This is a genomic window from Paenibacillus montanisoli (genome assembly GCF_003268025.1).
GTDB lineage: Bacteria > Bacillota > Bacilli > Paenibacillales > Paenibacillaceae > Paenibacillus_Z > Paenibacillus_Z montanisoli.
This window is the reverse complement of sequence record NZ_QLUW01000001.1, coordinates 117,566-138,472: the sequence shown is the minus strand read 5'-3', so window position 1 is coordinate 138,472 and position 20,907 is coordinate 117,566. Positions and strand designations below refer to the sequence as shown.

19 protein-coding genes are annotated in these 20,907 nt (G+C 52.8%); 4 read left to right on the top strand and 15 right to left on the bottom strand.

Going from position 1 to position 20,907, the window contains the following annotated elements:
- Window positions 1–29 precede the first annotated feature (29 nt).
- The 10 genes from yunB to DL346_RS00590 form a co-directional block, all read right to left on the bottom strand.
- On the bottom strand, window positions 30–908 hold the full coding sequence (gene yunB / locus DL346_RS00635; protein WP_112880045.1) for a sporulation protein YunB: 879 nt from the start codon (window positions 906–908) through the stop codon (window positions 30–32).
- A gap of 130 nt (window positions 909–1,038) precedes the next feature.
- Window positions 1,039–3,342, bottom strand: coding sequence for an ATP-dependent helicase (locus DL346_RS00630; RefSeq protein ID WP_112880044.1), 2,304 nt, complete (start codon window positions 3,340–3,342; stop codon window positions 1,039–1,041).
- Window positions 3,343–3,636: 294 nt separating this feature from the next.
- Window positions 3,637–4,629, bottom strand: a complete 993-nt coding sequence (locus tag DL346_RS00625; RefSeq protein WP_112880043.1) for an ABC transporter ATP-binding protein — start codon at window positions 4,627–4,629, stop codon at window positions 3,637–3,639.
- Window positions 4,626–5,696: an ABC transporter ATP-binding protein gene (locus tag DL346_RS00620; RefSeq protein WP_112880042.1), complete on the bottom strand. Its 1,071-nt coding sequence runs from the start codon at window positions 5,694–5,696 to the stop codon at window positions 4,626–4,628. Before DL346_RS00620 ends, DL346_RS00625 begins: the two co-directional genes overlap by 4 nt.
- Entirely contained in the window at window positions 5,663–6,625 is a 963-nt protein-coding gene (locus DL346_RS00615; protein ID WP_112880041.1) for an ABC transporter permease, read from the bottom strand. The genes DL346_RS00620 and DL346_RS00615 overlap by 34 nt, the downstream gene beginning before the upstream one ends.
- Complete coding sequence (locus tag DL346_RS00610) at window positions 6,622–7,593, bottom strand: ABC transporter permease (RefSeq protein WP_112880040.1); 972 nt, start codon at window positions 7,591–7,593, stop codon at window positions 6,622–6,624. The genes DL346_RS00615 and DL346_RS00610 overlap by 4 nt, the downstream gene beginning before the upstream one ends.
- Before the next feature lie 85 nt (window positions 7,594–7,678).
- Window positions 7,679–9,451 (bottom strand): peptide-binding protein, encoded by a 1,773-nt coding sequence (locus DL346_RS00605; protein ID WP_112880039.1) that lies wholly within the window; start codon window positions 9,449–9,451, stop codon window positions 7,679–7,681.
- A 528-nt stretch (window positions 9,452–9,979) separates the two neighbouring features.
- Window positions 9,980–10,873 carry a DMT family transporter gene (locus DL346_RS00600; RefSeq protein ID WP_112880038.1) on the bottom strand — a complete coding sequence of 298 codons (894 nt, stop codon included), beginning with the start codon at window positions 10,871–10,873 and terminating at the stop codon, window positions 9,980–9,982.
- A 26-nt stretch (window positions 10,874–10,899) separates the two neighbouring features.
- Window positions 10,900–11,955 carry a cation diffusion facilitator family transporter gene (locus DL346_RS00595; RefSeq protein ID WP_112880037.1) on the bottom strand — a complete coding sequence of 352 codons (1,056 nt, stop codon included), beginning with the start codon at window positions 11,953–11,955 and terminating at the stop codon, window positions 10,900–10,902.
- Window positions 11,956–11,966: 11 nt separating this feature from the next.
- The gene (locus DL346_RS00590) at window positions 11,967–12,275 is read right to left on the bottom strand and encodes an ArsR/SmtB family transcription factor (protein ID WP_112880036.1); all 309 of its coding nucleotides are present in this window, start codon (window positions 12,273–12,275) and stop codon (window positions 11,967–11,969) included.
- Window positions 12,276–12,532: 257 nt separating this feature from the next.
- Here DL346_RS00590 and DL346_RS00585 point away from each other — a divergent pair, with 257 nt between their 5' ends.
- The 3 genes from DL346_RS00585 (at window position 12,533) to DL346_RS28880 (ending at window position 13,811) form a co-directional block, all read left to right on the top strand.
- Window positions 12,533–13,228, top strand: coding sequence for a class I SAM-dependent methyltransferase (locus DL346_RS00585; RefSeq protein ID WP_112880035.1), 696 nt, complete (start codon window positions 12,533–12,535; stop codon window positions 13,226–13,228).
- An 88-nt stretch (window positions 13,229–13,316) separates the two neighbouring features.
- Window positions 13,317–13,463, top strand: a complete 147-nt coding sequence (locus DL346_RS28885; RefSeq protein WP_165822319.1) for a hypothetical protein — start codon at window positions 13,317–13,319, stop codon at window positions 13,461–13,463.
- A gap of 183 nt (window positions 13,464–13,646) precedes the next feature.
- Window positions 13,647–13,811 carry a hypothetical protein gene (locus DL346_RS28880; RefSeq protein WP_165822318.1) on the top strand — a complete coding sequence of 55 codons (165 nt, stop codon included), beginning with the start codon at window positions 13,647–13,649 and terminating at the stop codon, window positions 13,809–13,811.
- Between the two features lie 38 nt (window positions 13,812–13,849).
- Here the strand turns inward: DL346_RS28880 and DL346_RS00580 are convergent, their stop codons facing one another.
- Genes DL346_RS00580 through DL346_RS00570 form a run of 3 tightly spaced genes read right to left on the bottom strand, consistent with a single transcriptional unit; the run spans window position 13,850 to window position 17,328 of the window.
- Window positions 13,850–14,869 carry a zinc-binding alcohol dehydrogenase family protein gene (locus DL346_RS00580; RefSeq protein ID WP_112880034.1) on the bottom strand — a complete coding sequence of 340 codons (1,020 nt, stop codon included), beginning with the start codon at window positions 14,867–14,869 and terminating at the stop codon, window positions 13,850–13,852.
- Window positions 14,869–15,819: an aldo/keto reductase gene (locus DL346_RS00575; protein ID WP_112880033.1), complete on the bottom strand. Its 951-nt coding sequence runs from the start codon at window positions 15,817–15,819 to the stop codon at window positions 14,869–14,871. Before DL346_RS00575 ends, DL346_RS00580 begins: the two co-directional genes overlap by 1 nt.
- Before the next feature lie 9 nt (window positions 15,820–15,828).
- Window positions 15,829–17,328, bottom strand: coding sequence for a tagaturonate reductase (locus DL346_RS00570; protein ID WP_112880032.1), 1,500 nt, complete (start codon window positions 17,326–17,328; stop codon window positions 15,829–15,831).
- A 153-nt stretch (window positions 17,329–17,481) separates the two neighbouring features.
- Between DL346_RS00570 and DL346_RS00565 the strand changes: the two genes are divergently transcribed.
- Window positions 17,482–18,339: an AraC family transcriptional regulator gene (locus tag DL346_RS00565; protein ID WP_112880031.1), complete on the top strand. Its 858-nt coding sequence runs from the start codon at window positions 17,482–17,484 to the stop codon at window positions 18,337–18,339.
- Window positions 18,340–18,367: 28 nt separating this feature from the next.
- On the opposite strand, the gene DL346_RS00560 is transcribed toward DL346_RS00565, so the two are convergent.
- Together DL346_RS00560 and DL346_RS00550 are read right to left on the bottom strand one after the other, a co-directional pair.
- Window positions 18,368–19,462, bottom strand: a complete 1,095-nt coding sequence (locus tag DL346_RS00560) for a GerAB/ArcD/ProY family transporter (RefSeq protein ID WP_112880030.1) — start codon at window positions 19,460–19,462, stop codon at window positions 18,368–18,370.
- A gap of 246 nt (window positions 19,463–19,708) precedes the next feature.
- On the bottom strand, window positions 19,709–20,896 hold the full coding sequence (locus tag DL346_RS00550; protein WP_112881707.1) for a Ger(x)C family spore germination protein: 1,188 nt from the start codon (window positions 20,894–20,896) through the stop codon (window positions 19,709–19,711).
- Between the last annotated feature and the right edge of the window lie 11 nt (window positions 20,897–20,907).

Below are 20,907 nucleotides of genomic sequence, written 5' to 3'. Positions count from 1 at the left end.
TTATCCCCGCGATAAGCGCTCTTTTTTTTCTATTCCCCGCTACTCTCCGGCGCGGCTTCGCCGTCTTCGCTGCCCGCATCCTCGCTTCCGGCATCGCTTCCGGCATCCTCGCCGCCGGAATTCTCATCAGCGCTTTGGTCCTCCGTCGGCGTCGTAACGCCGCTTTGTCCCTGCTCCATCGGCAGCGAAATATTCGGTGCGGTAGGCGCCGATTCGCCGACAGGATTGCCTTTATTATCGTAATAGTACATCGGCACGTCGCCGACAACGAGCAGATACGAGATCGGAATTTCCGTTTCGACAAGCTCCGGCTGGGTATCGAACGGAATAATGATCGAGACCTCCGCCACGATGTGCATATAGACCTCGACGAGAATCATATTGATGCCGGCATCCTTCTGCCTCGTATTGAGATCGACCTTCACCGCGCCGATCGGCTCGAATTTCACCGGAATTCGGGGACCGAACGAGGCGATAATGGCGCTGCCAAGCGCTTGGCCGAGCGGAATCCGCTCCGGAATATCCCCCATCTTGTTTAGCGTCGTTTGCACGGTACCGATCGTCTCCGACGTAATCCGCATATGCTCGGCATAGTTTAGCATGAACCCCGAAACCTTGCCGCTGGCATTGGTTTTCCAATCAATCAGCTTATCCGCGTTGGACTGCCCCGCGACCTGCTCGGTTATCGCTTTATTGATCGCCTGAGTAGCCACCTGCTTGACGCGCACCTTCGCAACAGCCATGAGCGGGCCTTGCAGATTGCGCTCGACAAAGATGAAGGTCTGAGAGAAGAACAAAATAAACAGCAGCATTAGCAGGAGCAGCAGCTTCCGCCTGCTCATTCGCTTGCCGGGCGCGCGGCGCCGCCTGCCGCTGCTTCGCCAGCCCCGTCGTCCCCATTTGCGCATGCGGGCGGCCTCCTTTCGTTGGCACGGTCTTTCGCATCCCTACTCTCCAAGCTAGCTTATGCGCCAACCGTCCAAAAAAGAAGACAACTCTCGTACCCGTTGCCGTTTGCCATAGCCCGCTGGTATGTTACTATTCCAGCTCCAGCAGCCCCATCTCAAGACATGCGGCTGCGGACAGCTTGCGGATGCCCGTCGTGAAGCGGATCTCGATGAAGTCCCGGTCCAAGGCAACCAGTTCCCCTCCGCCGAAAACCCGGTGTTTCAGCCGCTCGCCGGGCTGCAGGTCAGCAAAGCTTTTAAGCGCATTCGGGTTGGGCGGTACGAACGACTTTGCGGTTCCTTCGGTAATCGTAACGGTCCCCTCCGCCTTCTTATGCCGCCGCGCGGCAGCTTCCGGCGTGCGGGCGGAGCCCCCTTCGGCCGCTGCTGCAACCGGTGCCCGCTCGCTTCCAATCGGAGCCTGAAGATGGCGAACGGCCGTCAAGAACTGGGATTCCTTGACCTCTTCTCCGTCACGATTCCCATATGTCAATAGAACTAGCAGCTCCTTCGCCCGCGTCATGCCGACATAGAATAGCCGGACCGCTTCCTCCATCTCCGGCGATGCCTCTCCGTCTACCTTCTTCATATCGTCATTGGACGGAATGATGCCGTCGATCAGATCAATCATATAGACGCGCTCAAACTCCAATCCTTTCGCGCTATGAAGCGTGGAGAACGTGACGGCGTTCGTCTTCTTGTTGCGCTTGGACGCCTTCATCACCGCCTCGAGATACTTCAGCCGGCTCGCGAAATCCTCAAGCGTTTCGAGTCCGTCCGCAATATCTTCGAGCGTGTTCAGAATGCCGATCAGGTTCTCTTTGCGGAAACCGAGCCGCTCGCACATTTTTTCCAGCGCTCTCTCGTAGCCCAGCTTGTACCTGATCGTCCGGATCGCCGAACGGGGAGCCGTCTCCCGCATCGTCGCGAATGTCTCCTTGCACTCGGTCAGCTGCTTCGGTTGATAGTCTTGCAGCGGCACGTAGCGGATCAAATTGTCGAACACCGACTCATTGTTCTGAATGCGGGCCAGAGCAGCCATTTGCGTTTTGGTAATATACCCGTTCAGCTTGGTATGAATCTTCTCCAGCAAATCCGGCCGCTTGTCCGTATACGCCATCCGCATGAAATTGAGGATATCCTCCAAAATCCAGTGGGAAAAGAAGCGGTTGTCGCCGTCCTTCATATAGAATGGAATGCCTCTGCGGTCAAACTCATTCATCAGCGCAATCGACGACGAGTTGTTGCGGTAAAGCACGGCGGCTTCCCGCAAATTCTCGATCAAGGCTACCTTATCCGCGACGTATTTGGCTTGAACTTTATAATCGGCCAGGTTCTTGATTTGGATCGGTCTGCTGCCCGGATTGCGAGTAAACATATTTTTGTCGTAACGGTTGCGGTTGCGCTTGATGAACCGGTTCGCGATGCTGACGATGTTCCGGGAGGAGCGGTAATTCTGTTCCATTTTCAAAATCGCCGCATCCGGATACACCTGTTTGAAATCGAGCAAATATTGCGGTTCGGCCGCGCGCCAAGTATAGATGCTTTGATCGTCGTCGGCTACGACGCACAGGCAGCCGTGCCGTCTTACAAGCTTCTCGATAATCGCGTGCTGCACCAGCGAGGTATCCTGACTTTCGTCCGTGAGCACGTAATCGAACTTGTTCTGGTACTTCCATAGCAGCTCGTTGCTCTGCTCCAGCGCCCGGTTGGCGATGACGAGCATATCGTCATAATCAACCAGCAGCTTGTCGCCGCGCGATCGCTTGAACGCTTCATATTCTTTCAGGATAAGAGGCGCGTCTTGAATCTCGCACTTGACGCCGCCCCATTCCGCCTCGGGCACAAGCTTATTCTTGATGAAGCTGATGTAGGTCGTCAGCTCCTCCATTTGCTCTTCCGTGATGTTGTCGCCTCGAACCTTCCGATAGATATCCCGCAATATCAGCTTCTTATGAAGAGGGGGATTGTTCACGTCGAATACCCCTTCGCTTTCACCCTCGCCCTCTTCTGTCTCTACGGCGCCTTCGATGATTTGAAAGGACATGCGGTTGTGCCGCAAATATTCCCTCATCACTTCGAACGCCAGACTGTGGATCGTCGAGAAATCGACGCTGCCCGTAGGCTGCTCCGGGAAAAACCGGCTGAACCGGTCTTTCATATCCAGCGCGGAGGCTTTGCTGAACGTAACGGCCTTAATCCGCGAAGGATGCACCCGTTTCACCTCGATCAAGTAGCCGATGCGCATGATGATCGTCGTCGTCTTCCCCGACCCCGGCGAGGCAAGCAGCAGCAGCGCTCCCTCCGTATGAAGCACCGCCTGCTTCTGCACCTCGTTCAGCACAACGCCGAGCTCTTCTTTTTTACGTGCAAAAAAATCCGATGTAGCCGACATATCCGCCCATTTCCTTCCATTCGATCAAACATTAAAATCCCTCTCGCCGTCAGCGGGAGGGAATTCTGCCTAAGTTGAACTAAAGAATAGCTTCAAGAACGCGACCTCTGCGCGTACGGATCGTTGTTAACGACTTCGCCCACTGCGCTTTGTTCCCGGCTGTCCTTTAGTTCAACGCTCGTTTTATATAAACAAGTATCGCTTGTTTGCGCCTATCGCCGCAATAGTTAATTTTGCCTGCGGCTTTATCAAAAAAAGAGTCTGAACAGGCACGGGCCTGTCCAGACTCTTTGATTAACCTAGCGGGTAATGGCAGGCAACCTGCCGTTGATTCACGGCCGCGCGAAGCAGCGGCTGCTCGGTCTTGCAGCGGTCCTGCGCGTACGGGCAGCGCGGATGGAACCGGCAGCCCGACGGCGGATTGGCCGGCGAAGGCACGTCTCCCTGCAAAATGATCCGTTCCTCTTTGCGGTCGGCCGTCGGCTTCGGAATAGCGGACAGCAGCACCGAAGTATACGGATGCAGCGGCTTGGCGAACAGCTCCTCCGTCGGCCCGACCTCGACCATTTGGCCCAGATACATGACGCCGACGCGGTCGGAAATGTGCCGGACGACGTTGAGGCCGTGCGCGATGAACAAGTAGGTGAGGCCCAGCTCCTTCTGCAGCTTCATCATCAGGTTAAGCACCTGCGACTGTACGGAAACGTCGAGGGCAGACACCGCTTCATCGGCTACGATGAACTTCGGATTCAGCGCTATTGCCCGGGCAATGCCGATCCGCTGCCGCTGCCCGCCGGAAAACTCATGCGGATAGCGGTTACGGCGCGATGCGTCTAGTCCAACCAACTCCATCAGCTCAACGACGCGCTCGTCGATTTCTTTGGCCGACAGCTTGCGGTGGACCTTAAGCGGCTCGCCGATCAAATCGCGGACGAGGAATCGCGGATTCAAGGAGCCGAACGGATCCTGGAAAATAATTTGCATCTCTTCGCGAAGCCGGCGCAGCTCGCCGCCGCTCAGCTCCCCAATATTCCGGCCCTCGAACTTGATTTCTCCTGCGGTCGCCCGCTTCAAATTAAGCAGCACGCGCGCCAGCGTCGATTTGCCGCAGCCGGACTCGCCGACAAGTCCGAACGTTTCCCCGGCCCGAATGCCGAACGACACATCGTCGATCGCCTTGACTTGCCCTACGACCCGGCTAAGCAGCCCGCTCTTAATCGGGAAGTATTTTTTCACATTAGAGGCTTCAATCAAATACGGGCTCTGAACTTGGCTTTGGCTGCTCATGATTGTGCCACCTCCGACATGCTTCTGATTGTCACTTTCGCCGCCGATTTCGTTTCCTGGCTCTTCGCAGCGCCCGGTCTTGGATCGGAGCCGTCCGCCTCATCCAGGAAGCATGCCGCCTTATGACCGGTTGGCGACTCATGCATCTCAGGCTCCTTATGCCGGCAAATGTCCATCGCGTACGGGCAACGCGGATGGAAGCGGCAGCCCTTTGGCAGCTGGCTAAGCGGCGGAATCGAGCCTTTGATCGTGTACAGCTCGCCGCCGCGTTCGCCTTCAAGGCCCGGGATGGACTTCAGCAGCCCGATCGTGTACGGATGGCGCGGCTGCTCGAAGATCTCCCGCACCGTGCCCTCTTCCACCACCGTGCCTGCGTACATGACCGCGATGCGGTCCGCCACCTCCGCCGCTACGCCCATGTCATGGGTAATAAGAAGCATCGACATGCGGAATTCATTCTTCAATTGAAGCAGCAGGTCAAGAATTTGCGCCTGCACCGTCACGTCGAGCGCCGTCGTCGGCTCATCCGCGATCAATAGCTCCGGGTTGCACGCTAGCGCCATGGCAATGACGACACGCTGACACATCCCTCCGGACAGCTCATACGGATACTGCTTAACCCGGATTTCCGGCGCCGGAATGCCGACGCGGCGCAGCATATCGATGCTTTGCATCCATGCTTCCTGCTTCTTCAAGCCTTTATGGATGCGCAGCGCCTCGGAAATCTGGTCGCCTACCGTAAAGACCGGATTGAGCGCCGACATCGGATCCTGGAAGATCATCGTAATCAAATTGCCGCGAATCTTCAGCATCTCGCTTTGCTTCTTCTTGACCAGATCCTGCCCGTTAAACAGCACCTCGCCGTCCGCAATGATGCCGCCCGCATAATCGATGAGCCGCATGACGGACATCGCGGTGACGCTCTTGCCGCTGCCGGATTCGCCGACGATACAAAGCGTTTGCCCTTTCTCCAGCTCGATCGAAACGCGGTCCGTCGCTTTGGCCAGGCCTTTCTCCGACATGAAGCCTGTCGTCAGATTCCGGATTTGGAGAATTTTTTCCGCCATGCCGCCAGCCTCCTTTGCGGAATCGTAGTCTTCCTAGGATCCAAGCCGTCGCGGATGCCATCGCCGATAAAGTTGACGGCCAGCACGACGATCAGGATGCACAGACCCGGATAAACCGCCTGCATCGGGTCGGTCAGCATAAACTCCTGCGCGTTGCTGAGCATCAGCCCCCAGCTCGTATCCGGCGTTTGAACGCCGAGCCCGAGATAGGAAAGCGCCGATTCACTTAAAATAGCGCCGCCCACCATAAGTGTCGCGGTTACGATGATCGGTGCCGAAGCGTTCCGGAGCAGATGGCGGAAAATAATGCCGAGATTGGATACGCCGGTCGCCTTCGCGGCCTCTACATACTGCATTTCACGCAGCTGCAAGTAGGTGCCGCGCACGAGCCGCGCTACCCCCATCCAGCTCGTAAAGGCAAGAACGAGAATCATATACGACATCTTCGATCCGAAGATCGCAAGAATCAAAATGTTCAGGAACAGCGTCGGAATGGAGTTCATCACGTCAACGAACCGCATGGAGATCGTATCGACCCAGCCGCCGAAATAACCCGCAAAAGCACCTACCAGCGTGCCGATGAAAACGGATACAATTGCGACCGCGAAGCCAACCGTCAGCGAGATCCGGCTGCTGTACAGCAGTCTGGACAAGATGTCTCTGCCGAGCTCGTCCGTTCCGAGCGGATGGCCCTTCGACCCCGCAGGCAAATTCGGAAACATCATATCGATGCGCGTAGGATCATGAGGCGAGATCCATTTGGCGCAAATCGCAGCAACGACGAAGATTGCAAGAATGACAAGTCCAGCTACCGCAAACGGATTGATGCGGAATTTCTTCCAGGCCGTTTTCCAAGGCCCGTCGGGACGCTTCTCCATGCCCAAATTCGGCGCTGTGCCGGAAGTTTTCTCAAGTGCGGCGCTGCTCATGTTGACGAACCTCCTTTGGAACCAAGCTGCACTCTAGGGTCAACAATCGCGTACAGGATGTCAGCAATCAGATTGCCTAAGACGACAATAACGGAAACGACCAGCGTGATGGACATGAGCACCGAGTATTCACGAGCGACCGCCATGTCGACGAATAGCCGCCCCATGCCCGGCCAGTTGAAGACGCGCTCCGTGAGCGCGGCCCCCGAAACCAGAATCGGCAAGTCCAGCCCTAGTATCGTAATAATCGGAATTAGTGCGTTGCGCAGCGCATGGCGGAAAATAACCCGCCGTTCCTTAAGGCCTTTGGCGCGCGCCGTACGGATGTAATCCTGGCTCAGCACCTCCAGCATGCTGGCCCTGGAATACTTCGAATAGGCCGCGAGAAATCCGAGCGTAAGCACGGATACAGGCAAAATGAGATGCATGAACAAATCGCCGAGATTGCCTTCTTTGCCCATCGTATACATATCCGACAACGGCAGCCAATCCAGCTTCAAAGAGAAATACTCCTGCAAAATAATGCCAAACCAGAACGTCGGCATCGCAAACCCGATATAGGACACGAACGAAGCGGTTTGATCGGAAAGTCCGTATTCAGACGTACTGTTATAAATGCCCCACGGTACCGCGATCAACAGCGAAAATAGCCACGCCGCTCCCATCAATACCATGGTGTTCTTCACCGTTGGCCACAGAATGTCGCCGACCGGGATATGGTTCTTGAACGTATGCCCGAGATCGCCTTGCATCAAGTTGCCCAGCCAGACGGCGTATTGAACCGGAACAGGGCGGTCGAGCCCCAGGTTATGCGCTTGGATTTGGGCCGCTTCCGGCGATAGGCCGGGTGCCAGAAAGATTTGCGTAGGTCCGCCAGGCGCGGCGTGAATCATGAGAAACGTCAGGATCGAGATCAAGAAAAGCACAAGGACGGATTGCAGTATACGTCGGATCAAATATTCGGTCAATTCCAGCGCTCCCCCTTTTACTGAACACAGGAGAAGGGCCTATTGGCCCTTCCCCTGATCGTTCATGCATTATGTCAAACGATTGCTACTCCGTTACCCACCAGTTGATCGCGTGGTACAAGTAACCATACCCGAGGGAAGATTCCGGCGCGTCTTCTTCCGCCCATTTAACCTTCGAGGCATCCACGACTTGCGGCAAGCCATATTGGTAAAGGAATACATACGGCAGGTCGATCGAAATTTCTTTGCCGATTTCTTGATACACTTTCGCGCGCTCTGCTTGATCGATCGTCAGCTGGCCTTTTGTCCACAGCGCGTCGATCGCTTCGTTCTTATACCAGCCGCCGTTTTGGCCTGTCGGCGGGAAGTATTTGGAAGAGAAAATGCTCTCCGCATCCGGATCCGGGTTACTCAGGGACCAGGAAAGCAGGATGGCCGGGAACTTGCCTGGCGTAATGTTTTGGTCGATCCAAGTTGCAAAGTCGATGCCTTTTGGCGTTACTTCGATGCCAACGTCTTTCAGGTTCTGCTGGATGACCGCTGCCACTTGCTCACGGCGGCTGTTACCCGCATTGTATTGAAGCTCGAAGGAGAAGCGGTGTCCGTCTTTCTCAAGAATGCCGTCTTTGCCTGGTTTCCAGCCGTCTTCGGCAAGAAGCGCTTTTGCTTTCTCGGCATCATACTGGTAGTTGACGGCTTGATCGCCCGGATCTGCCCAGGAGCCTGGCAGGAATGGCGAGTTCATCAATTTGCCAGTGCCTTTAAGTACATTGTCTACCATGCCTTGACGGTTCAACGCGTAAGCGATCGCTTGACGCGTTTTCTGGCCTTTGAACGGTGAATATTTATCAGGGAAGTTCTCGTCCTTGAAGTTGAACTGCACATACTCGTATAGCGGGCCCGGTTCAAGAATGACTTGCAGCTTATCGTTAGCTTTCACGCCTTCGATTTGCGTGACCGGAATCGCTTCGGACATTTGAATGTCGCCTTTGATCAGCGCTTGGACTTCGGTATTTTGGTCGGCGTAAATTTTGTAGATGATTTTGCCGATATGCGGCTTCTTCTCGCCCCAGTAGTTCGGGTTCTGCTCAAGCGTAATGTACTGGCCTTGCTTCCATTCCGAGAATTTCCAAGGACCGCTCGTAACGGTTTTGGCCGGATCTACGCCGTAAGCATTCGTTTTCAGATCCTTGACCGGCACATCCTTCAGGATGTGGGAAGGAACCACCGAGCTGTACAGCGAGTATTGGAACGGCGCGTAAACCTGCTTCAGCTTGAATTCGATCGTTGTTTCGTCGATTTTGTTGATCGCTTCGACCTTATCGACGGTACTGATGCCCGGTGCGCCGGCATCCGGATTTCGGACGGTGTTGTATGTAAAGATGACGTCATCGGCCGTAAGCGGCTGGCCGTCGTTCCATTTTGCCGTGCTCTTGATTTTCACCGTGTAGGTTTTGCCGTCCGCGCTGATTTGCGGAAGCTCGGCCGCGATCGACCAAGGCTCGACGATTAGATTTCCTTGGCGGTCCAGATCGTAAAGTTTGGCATTGATCAAGTTCTCGATGTCACCGGAAGAGGTGTCATTGATATAGATCGGGTTGACGGAGACGATATCGGAAAACGTACCGATCGTAAGCGTTCCTCCGTCTACAGGAGCGTTTGGATCAGGAGTGGTAGCAGCATCATTCGTGGTGTCGTTCGTGGTGTTCGTGTTCGTTGTTTCGTTCGTCGCCGTGTTGGCAGGTTTGTTGTTCGTCGTTTCGGCGTTATTGGCGTTGTTGCCGCCGCAGCCAGCAAGCATGACCCCTACAAGCGCGATGACAGAAATGCTGGAAAACCATTTCGGAACTTTCCTCATCTTGCTCATTCCTCCCCATGATCTAAGCCTAATGTGTAAATAAATAAATCACTTCGTCCGAAATATAACAAACTATTAATTATTTCTCAAAGCATTTTTTTCTAAATTGCTAACCTTTTCTGAAATTTTAGAATTTCTTAAACAAAATTGACTTGTTTCGACTTTTTTCGCTATGGTTTGGCCCCTTTCGATGACTGGATTTCGAATTCTATTAATCGCTTAAGGTGACTCCAACATGATTGTAAACGATTTCACTTTTCAAGTATATTGGGGGAATTTCAGGTGAAAATCGTCCGATTCGGGGGCGTTATTTAAACTAAATTGGTCGGAAAATAAGAATTTATCAATGAAAGCGCTTATTCATAATGAAAGCGCTTTATTCAAAATTGGGGGAATTTCGGGGTTCAGAAGGCACAATGTTCATGACTAAGTTTGATGAATAAATATCCAGTTAGTGGAATATTATTACATAAGCAATAAAAAATCCTGATCTTTTCCAATGAAGATCAGGATTTTTTTATGGGCATTTCATGTTGCCAATGACGATTCCTTCTTCGCCGCGCGGCTCGGGAGCTTGAGGTTCAAGATGAGAAAGCCTGCGACGAAGACCAACGTTCCGCTTATGATATACTCCGTAATCGGCTCGTGAAAGAACAAGTACGACCACAGAATCGTAAAGAACACCGAGCAGTTGCCTACGATCGCCACAATCGCGAACGGTACCCGCTTGATCGCCTCCGCGAGCGACAGGAAGCTGAGCCCCGTAATAATGCCGAGGACGATCAGCGCGCCCCATGCACCGAATGTGATCGGGCCGGTAAAGCCTTCAGACTGGACGGGGATCGGCAGTGCGGTGATCAGGGAGCTCCAGAGAAATACCGAGAAATTCATGCTGCCTGCATCCATGGACGTCACCAATACGCGCTGGCTCCACACATGCACCGCAGCGCCGATTCCAGCCAGCATATACAGCAAGGTCGTCAACCCGTTACCGTCAAGCAGCTCGCCGAGGGGCAAGCCATTCCATCCGATGATGAGCACGCCGAGAACGCAAAGCGCGGAAGCCACCCAGCCGCGCGCCGAAATTTCTTCCTTCAGCAACAGTCTTGCGGTAAACAGCAGCACCACGGTCTGAACCGGCTGTACGAGAATATTGCCATAGGAGAAACCGATCGAAAGCGCGATATTCTCGAAAATATAATTGACCGCCTTGCCGGCCGCCCCAATCCAAATCCATAGAAACGCCGTCCTTAGGCGGATCTTGCGATCCTTGATTAGCAGGTAAATGCCGAGAAAGATGACGCCGAAGAAAAATCTAGCGAACGAGATGATCGAGCTGTCGACCATCGTTGAGGCGGTTTTGACTAACACTCCAACAAAGCTCCAGGCCAGCGTAGCCAGCAGGAGCAGCAAATAACCCAACTGATGCACCTTCTTTAATTCATAGTTCAGACCTTCAAAACTTCATGGCGAATCGCCGACGTTTCGATTTGAATCGTTGCGTGTTCAATCCGATAGTTCCTATTGATCAGTTCAATCGCTTCCTGCAAAATCTTCTGATTGTCCGCGCTGTCCTCTATCCTCAAATGGCAGCTGAGCGAATCCATTCCGGACGTAATGGTCCAAATGTGCAGGTCGTGCACATCGATTACGCCGGCAATCCCCTCCAGCGCTTTCTTCACTTCCGCTTGATTGACCGCAATCGGCGTCCCTTCCATCAGCACATGAACCGCGTGGGAAATGACGGACCATGCCCCTCGGAGAATGAGGAGCGCCACGACGACGCTAATGATCGGGTCGGCGATATACCACCCGAATAGGAGCATGACCAAGCCGGCCAGGATCGCTCCGACCGAGCCTAACGCATCGCCGAGAATGTGAAGGTAGGCGCTGCGCAGATTGATGTTGTTTTTGACGTCGCCCTTCTTCATCAGGGAATACGCGCTTAGCAGATTGGCGGAAAGCCCGATGAGGGCAATAAGCATCATAGTGCCGCTTGCCACTTGCGGTGGATCGAGAAACCGTTCGTAAGCTTCCCATATGATAAAGCCCGCTATAATAAACAAGGTCATTCCGTTAAATAGGGCGGCCAGCATTTCGCCCCGGTAGAAGCCGTATGTTTTCTTGGGAGAGGCCGGTTTCGCTGCGAACCATACGGCAATCAGGCTGAGAAGGAGCGAGCTGGTGTCGCTGAGCATGTGTCCGCTATCGGACAAAAGAGCGAGGCTGCCCGTAAACAAGCCGCCGAAAAACTCAAGAATCATGATGCCGAACGTGATCACCAGCGCAATCGTCAAGCCTTTCTTATTGCCCTCGGGATCGAAATGATGATGGTGGTGATGCCCATGGCCATGTCCGTGGTGATGCCCATGGTCGTGGACGTGAGCGTGATCATGGTTATGATTGTGGTCGTGATCATCATCGTGACCATGGCCGTGATCGTGATCATGGCTGTGACCGCACTTATGAAGGTCATGGTTATGATCGTAGCGCTTATTGCTCATTTTGTCACCTCCTAAGTGTGCTCGGAATGGGTGATGGCCTGCTTAAGCAGTGAAATAACGTGATTGTCGTCGCAGCTGTAAATCATTGCCGTTCCGCTGCGGCGGTGCTTGACGAGCCGCAGCGTCCGCAAATAGCTCAGCTGGTGCGAAACGGCCGATTGCGACAGGTCGAGCACCTCCGCGATATGGTTGACCGAGCATTCTTCCTGAGCCAGCATGTATAGAATGCGAATTCTTGTCGGGTCGGCAAGCGCTTTGAACATGAGCGAAATATCTTCAATCGTTTCTTCGCTTAAAAAGGCATGGTCCTGTGTCTTCATCCATTCATCCCCTTTGGCATTGCATGATGAGTTTCATATATGAGCATATGTTCATATACAGATTATGCCGATGACTAAGCGGAATGTAAAGCTAATTTGCCCATTATTGTCGAATAAAATATAAAAAGCCTTTGGCGATGGGCCAAAGGCTTATTTATTAGCAAGAAGCATATGCTTCATCATACCGGCATACTACATAGCTGTTTTTTCCGGTTTGGAGAGGCATCTCATACCATTTTATCTGGAGGGATCAAGCAATGGGCAATCACGTTGACGATCATTTCAACTCTGAATTTGCGGAAAAATATGAAGCCGGTATTCGAATAACGCTCCCTACTTATGATCAGATTTTTCCGTTAGCAAGCTCCTTTCTGAGGACAAGAGTAGCGGATAACGCAAACCTTTTGATTGTTGGTGCCGGCGGAGGGGCGGAGCTGCTTTCTCTCAGCCAAGCAAACCCGAATTGGCAATTCACGGGAGTGGACCCGTCCGATCCGATGATAAATCTGGCAAAATATAAAGTGGATCAAGCCGGAATAGCGGAGAAGGTGCATTTGTTTCATGGATTTACGAATCAGCTTCCTGCAGAGCCCGTTTATGATGGAGCTACCTGTATCTTAGTCCTGCATCATGTTCAGGATGACGGCTCGAAATTGGAATTGCTTACAAGCATTGCTGATCGGCTTAAGCCAGGATCCCCTTTGGTGCTCGTAACTCGGTACGGCGACAGAGAAGCACCTGAATTTCAATTGATAACAGAAGCCATGATCCAGCGCCTTCTAAGTCAAGGCGGCAATATCGAGGAGATCAATCAAGCTCTTGAGGTTTATTTAAACATGCCTTTTGTATCTGAAGAAAGGACGAAACAATTATTAATCGAGGCTGGCTTCCATCAAATTACGCATTTCTTCAAAACCTATCACTTCGGGGGCTGGTTCGCTACCTTAAAATGAGCATTTTTAAATAGACTTCGGCCAGCCCGCATCCTGGCGAGCTGGCCTTTTCAAGTCGAAAAATCGTTAGCCCCCGGCCGGCATCGGAATGCTGACCATAAACGTGCTCCCCCGCCCCGGCTCGCTCTCCACCTGGATCAACCCGTTACTGCAGGACCGCGTTCAGCTTGAGCTGGACGAGCTGAAAAAACAACGTGTGGAAAGAACCGCGCAAAGCCTCGGCACGGCACAATAGCATTGTCAAAATCACAGCATCCGTGCTGTGATTTTTTTGCGCTGCAATTACTTACAAAAACTTATCAAAACTAGACAAAAACTTACATTTTACACCTCTACTCCAACTTGGATTTTCGTGGTACTTTTATACATACATTTTGCTAATCCAATGCGATTCGCTAACGAACAAGGGGAGATCGACGTGAGAATGATTTATGAGAATTACAGAGGCTTTCAAATTTACAAGCATGAGAACCTTTACTACGCCGTTGCCCCTCTTTTGAAGTATAGCCACTGGCAGCTGAGCCAGCTTCTAAATGCGGTCGATCATTATTTGGAGAGTCAAGTTCTGGATGTCGCGACGTAAAAAAGCCTCCGGCCGATTGGCCAAAGGCTGCATGACGTTTATAGCTCCACCATCGCTTTCATCACGTTCGTTTCCGGCTTCAGCCAGCTTTCGAAGTGGCCGATCATTTCCGCAAAAGGAGACCGATGCGTAATATAGCGGCTTACATCGATAGCCCCTGCCGCCAACGCTCCCCTGACCGTATCGAAATCCTCCATGGTCGCGTTGCGGCTGGCCATCAGCGTCAATTCCCGTTTATGAAACTCCGGATCATGGAAGGCGATGTCCGCTTTCACCAACCCGACGAATACGAGCGTTCCGCCGTGAGCCGCGTATTGGAAGGAAGCGTGCATCGACTTCGCATTGCCCGTGGCATCGAATACGACCGTCGGAAGCTCTCCGCGGTTCGCCTCCGCAATACGGCATTCCACCTGCTCTTGCAGCGCGTGAACGACCGCGTCCGCCTTCGCCCAGCTCGCGCAGAAGGCGAGCCGTTCTTCGTTCACATCCATCGCGATGACTTTCGCGCCCGCATGCTTGGCTATCGCCATGACGCCGGCTCCGATCGGACCGCCTCCAATGACAAGCGCCGTGTCGCCAGCCTTCAGCCCCGACCTGCGCACCGCGTGAGCTCCGATAGCCAGCGGCTCCAATACCGCCGTCTGATCGAGCGTAAGGCCGTTCGTTCCGATCAGCTTGTCGACCGGCACCGCAAGCCTCTCCCGCATCCCGCCGTCGATATGAACCCCGAGCACCTTCATCGAGGTGCAGCAATTGGTTTTGCCTACTCGGCAAGCGACACAGGTACCGCAGTGCATATAAGGAATGACGCTCACTTGGTCGCCTTCGCGCAGCCCGTGCGGATTGTCGCCGATTTCCTCGATTACGCCCGCAAGCTCATGGCCGAGAATACGGGGGTAGGAGAAGAAAGGCTGGTTGCCTTTAAACGCATGGAGGTCGGTACCGCAGATGCCGATGCGTTCGATCCTCACAATGGCATGTCCAGCTTGCGGCTGCGGCTCAGGCAGCGTCTCCGTCCATTCGAATCGGCCGATTTCCGCGCAAACGATTCCCCTCATTACTCGCTCACTCCAATTTCTTCGTTATATTCGGGTCGACCGCTGCGCCACGTGACGTTTTGGATCGGTCTCAGAATTTCTTGTACGTTGACGAGCAGTTCGCTGTCCATCACTTCATCCGTCCATGCGGCATTTCTGCGGATATTGGCCGGATTCGCCGTACTGACCAGCGTTGTCGGAATCCGCTCGTTCATCGTTGAGAACTGAACGGCGAGCTTGGCGATATCCGTCCCCTGCTTCGCGCAGAATTCTGCGGCTTCCAGGCAGACCTCTTTCACCTGCTTGGAGGCGGGATGCCAATAAGGCGCTCCGCGCGTGCCGAGCAGGCCCATGGAGATCGGAGAGGCATTCACCAATCCGGTGCCCTTTTCCTCCAGAAACGGCAGCAGCCGTTCAAGCGTCGTATCGTTCAAAGAATAATGGCAGTATGAGATGATGGCGTCCGCCTCGATCCGCGGAAGCATGGATTCGAACATCTGCAAAGGAAGGCCGCTTATGCCCGTAAACCGGATTTTGCCCGCCTTCTTCAACTCCAGCAGCGCAGGAAAAGCTTCTTCCACGATAATCGACGCGGGAACAAACTCGATGTCGTGCAGAAACAGGATATCAAGGTAGTCCGTATGCAGCCTGCTCAAGCTCTCGTCCACGCTGCTAAGAATGCGTTCCCGGGAGAAATCAAACTGATCGAGGCCATAGCGTCCGGCTTTCGAAGACAGCAGAAACCGGTCTCTCGATACCTTCCGCAGCGCTTCGCCAAGCACCGTCTCAGCCTTGGTCAGACCATAAAAAGGAGCTACGTCGATGTAATTGATGCCAGCATCGATCGCCTCGTGAACGGTACGAATACATTCGGCCTCATCCACTTCGCGGAATACGGAGCCAAGAGCGGAAGCCCCGAAGCTAAGCACAGACACATCGAGTCCCGTTGATCCAAGCTTCCGGTATTTCATTCTGCATCATCACCCCATCCTTGAAGATTGAACATCCTTTTCCGCCTCCAGCGCCTGAATCGCTGCAGTCAGTTGGCTCGCCAGCCCGCGAGCCTCCGTCAAATTGCGGCCCCAAATCTCTGTCAAGCCGAGCAATTGAAATACACTCTCCGTCATAGGACGCGGTACGGACCAAACTGCGGCAATCCGCTCCAGCAACGCCGCGTCGTCTCTTACTTCGTAGCTTCGGCCGCCTAACGCGCTGCCTATGAATCCTTCGCCAGTACGGTTAACCCGGTAATAGCGCAGCAGCCCTGCGAAGGCTTCGACAAGGCGTGCCGGAACCTCCTCTCCCCGCTCCGCATAATCGAGAATGGAAGGAAGCAGCCGCACTTTGAATTTGCTGAGGCTATTCATCGCGATATCGTTCAGACGGTGATTGATGAACGGGTTCAAGAACCGTTCGAATACCGTGCTCGCGTAGATCCGCAGCTCTTCCTGCGGCAACGGAATCGTCGGCATGATCTCCTGCTCGATGGCTTCCCTTACAAAGGCGCCGAAATGCGGATGCTCCATCACTTCGCGGACATAATCGAAGCCGCGCAGAAGCGCGAGCGGCGTCATCAGCGTATGCGCGGCGTTCAGCACGCGAACCTTCCTCTGCTGGTAAGGCCGCAGATCCGGTACGAAATGCACGTTGCAGCCTGCCTGCCGGAACGGCAATTCCTTTTCCAGCTCCGGTTCGGCTTCGATCGCCCAGAGATGATAAGGCTCCGCCGTGTTCAACAGCCGATCCTCGCAGCCCCATTCCGAGAACCAGCTCTCCGCCTGCTCTTCATCCGGATAGCCCGTCACGATGCGATCCACGAGCGAGTTGAGAAACCGGTTATGCCGCATGACCCATTGCTGAAACGCTTCCGGCAATGACCAGTCCTCGCAATAACGCAGCACGCAGCGCCGCAGCTCATCCCCGTTGCGCTCCAGCAGCTCGCAGGGCAGGAAGACCAGCCCGCTCTCCGGGGTGCCGCCAAGCGCCTGATATCTGCGATAGAGCAGCCACGCGATTTTGCCCGGATACGATAGAATCGGTGCTCCTTCGACTAACGGTTCGGCTTGGTAGACCAGCCCCGCCTCCGTCGTGTTCGAAACAACGAACCGCAAGGAAGCGCTTTCCGCGATGGCGATAAGCCGGTCCCAGTCGCCGTACGGATCGAATACGGCCGAGAATACGCCTATTGTTTCCTTAACCGACACGCGTTCCCCGTTCTCGATCCCTCGCGTAACGAGCGTGTACAGCCCGTCCTGCGCGGCAATCGCTTCGATTTTCGCCTTTCCCTTGGGCCTCGGCTGGGTCAGCGCGATGCTTCCCTCGAACAAGCCCTGCTCCTTGCAGCGGTGAATCATCCAATCAAAAAATCCTCGCAAAAAATTGCCTTCCCCAATTTGCAGCACCGTAACGGGACTTTGCGTGACCGTATCGTATGCCTGCTGCTCCGCCTCATTCAGAAGCGCACGGTTAAGTAGCGTCATCGCCGGCAAAACTCCTTTTGCATGTAGTACGGGCTCATTCATTTCTACTCTTACTGTACCAGCAAATATGATCCATAATAGATCGAAATCTTGCGGGTTTATACTTTATTTTGATATCGTTTAGAAAATAGCCCTAGCAAGGAGCGCAGCCGAATGAAACCCGTCCGCATCGATGCCCAGCCGGAATTTCCTTTCGCCCTGACGTACCGGGATACGAAGACGCCTCAGCGCGAGCTGCCCGATCACCTGCACGACTGGTACGAGCTTGTCTATGTCCACAGCGGCAAAGGCTCGTTCTTTATCGATCGGACGATCTATGAAATGCGCGCAGGCGATCTCTTCATTCTCCCCGGAAGCACGATTCACCGCGCCTTCCCCGACAAAGACGACCCCGTCACCTCGACGGCGCTGTTTCTTAGCCCCATCCTGGTCGAACAACCGTCGCTCGGCGAAGCGTTCTCCTACCTGCAATGCTTCGAACAAAGCCGGGCAAGCCGCAGCTTCAAGCTGGAATGCCCATTCGAGCTGCAGTCGTGCATCGAGTCTTGCTTGGGTCAGATCGAGGCTGAGCTTCGTTCGCGAAAAATCGGGTATCGCCATGCCGTCGTACTGCTCACCGAGCAGCTGCTGCTTGCCGTCAACCGGGAGAAAGGCGGCGAGCTTAAGCAGAAGAGCTTGTCCGCCTTCAGCGGCCCTGCATGGATGCGGGATATTCTGCTCTACATCGACCACCACTTCACCGAATACATCGGCCTCAGCAGTCTTTGCGCCCGCGCGGCCGTCAGCCCTGCGCATTTCAGCCGCGTGTTCAAGCAGTTGACCGGGATGAACGTCACCGGTTTTATCGCCGCCAAGCGCATTATCCGCGCGAAGGAGCTGCTGCTGGAGACGGACGACAGCGTCGCCGGAATCGCCGCCGCGTGCGGATTCGAGAGCATGCCCCATTTTCACCGGGTGTTTAAGGCGATCGTCGGTGTGACGCCTTCGGCGTTTCGGCAGCAGGCCGAGTGAAATGAAATAAGCCCTGATCACGTGGCGATCAGGGCTTAAGCTGTTTGGTTGCCCTGCGAAAACCGGTCACAACAAGTAAAATGATCGGAATAACCAGCATGTTTAACAAAATATCGATTGGCGCTACCGTTCTTGCATGTTGTCCTAAAGTAATAAAATTCGGAATTCCCCACAAACTTAACGCTATAATAAGCAAGCCAACAGGAAATACGATTGGCCGGTAATCCGTAAGGTTCAAACATAGTCCGATCGATAGTGTAGTCACATAATAAAAGACAGCGATTTTTATGAAATTTCCGGCAACCCACATCGCCAGGAGCAAGGCCTCTAGATTTTCGAAAAAGTCGGCGAAGCTGATATAACGAAATGCAGTCAATACGGGGTACGTTTTGTTGCCCGAATCTGGCCCTAACAATAATAAAATGATGAAATTGATAAATACCATACTAAAGACGATGGCGCCAAGCGAAACGAAAGCCCATTTCTTCCCCTTCTGGGGATCCTTTAAACAGGGCAAAAAAAAGGACATGATAAATAGCTGCGTTGCCCATGCCTGGGGTCCGATTGACCCTTTAATAACAGGGGAAATGCCATGGCTTAGGACAGGAAAAATGTTTTTAATGTCCAGGTCGGGGATCAGTAAAACAAGAAAGCAGATTGGCAAGATAAAAATGGGGGTTAAGATCATTGCGCTCCTTGCGATCATCTCCGCCCCGCCATGAACGGCAAATGCAGCGAGCAATACAATGGAGGATATGATGACCAAGATGGGCGTCTTGAACAGAAAATTGCCGCTGACAAATTCGGCATATTGCCTGGTTATGAGGCCTGCTGAATTCAGAAAGTGAACACTGAACCATATAACCAAAATTTTCCCTAAGGTTTTACCAAGAATTTGCTCACTGTATTCAGCTAAGTTCTGTTTTGGATATAGCTGGTGCAGCTTAACAGCTAAACATACGGATATGAAACCGGAAAAGAGGGCAAACAACCCCGTCATCCAGAAGTCGTTTTTTGCATACTGCGCCGAAATGGAAGGCAGTACCAGAAAGCCTGTCGCCAGCACGGTTGGATACATTACGACCGCTAATTGAAAAGAAGAGATTTTTCCTTTTTCCAGCATCCTTAATCCCCCTTGGTTTTTTTTGTTTATTCTACTTCAGCAGTGCCACGAACGGCTTATAAATCGTCCGAAAAAAAGTTGAGGGACCGGCTATATGGGGCAGATCAAATAAGAACAATAGCCAGCCCAACATAAGCAGAAATACAAACGCAGCCTTATCCTTCTTCGGTTTTTGTTTCAATTTCGGCCATTCCAAACGCGAGATTAGGATTACAACAAGCGTTATCCCTATAAAAAGCCACTTCATTATTTCTTCACCTCTTCTTCGGGTACTCCCCCTGTAGCATTCGTAAGGCCGGGTCTTAATATTTGCGCATCAATATCCATACGCACTTCAACTTTCGGGAACATCTCGACCCATTGGTCTTTCTTTTCTTCCCATTTTCCGGGATATTTTCTATGGAATGCCGTGGCAAAGCCCAGTATGTCCACCTTGACTTCTTTCTGCACAACGTTAATCGTCAATTGCAATCGTTTCTTTACATCATTTGTAAATGCTTTTTCTAAAATCTTAAAGGCCTCCGGCTTCATCGGATTCAGCATGGTACCGTTTTGAACGATGCTGCCTTCAGTCTTCACTTTCAAGGTCATCTTCCATTGATCGCCTTCTATAGAGGGAATCAGCTTTACGCTGGCTTTAACCGGATTTAAGGACACAGTCCCTTTCTCGTTAGTTAGCTTAAAAGTACTCGTGTATTCTCTGATTTCATTTCTCATCCACATAACGCCTCGCGTCACTTTACCCGGGATTTCCGCCACCATCTTGTCTTTCTTGAAAACAGCGGTCCCGAAAATATAAGGAATCGTTTGATTGGCTTTAAGCGTCTTATCCGTCGGCAAGATCTTAATCAACGGAACGACGGCAGCCTGAGAATCCCCGATCAACATCATGGATAGCTGTTCCATGGTCACTTGAATGCCTACATGTCTTTTGGCAAACTCCCGCAGCGCTTCCGCCGAGTAACGTTCAATAAGCGGAAACACCTTCAGCGATTCCGATGCCTCCCCTTTACTCACAAACATAAAAGCGCGCTCTCTTGTTTGGGGATGACGAAGCAAAAAATCGAATTGTTCCTGGATTCCACTCTTTGCGAATGCTTCACTCATTACAAATATTTTACATTGTCCCCAAAATAATTTTCGAGGAACGATTTGCTGAAGTTTTGACAAAGCATCAGCCGTATTTTCCCCGAGTTCAGACCGTGTGGCGGTTGGATGTCCTCCTCCGCCACCACCTCCTCCTGCAGCACCGGAACTCCCCATTTGATTTTTTGGGAGGAAGATTTGTGCGGTTACTCGAACTTGATTGTTTTTTGCTTTATCGATTGCTAATGCAGTTACTAAAGCCAAATCATTGAGCTCTGTACGGTCCCAGCAGCCGCCAAGCAACATACAGGCCAGGAGTAAGGGAACAAATTTCAGCAGTGTCTTCATAGATTCCAATG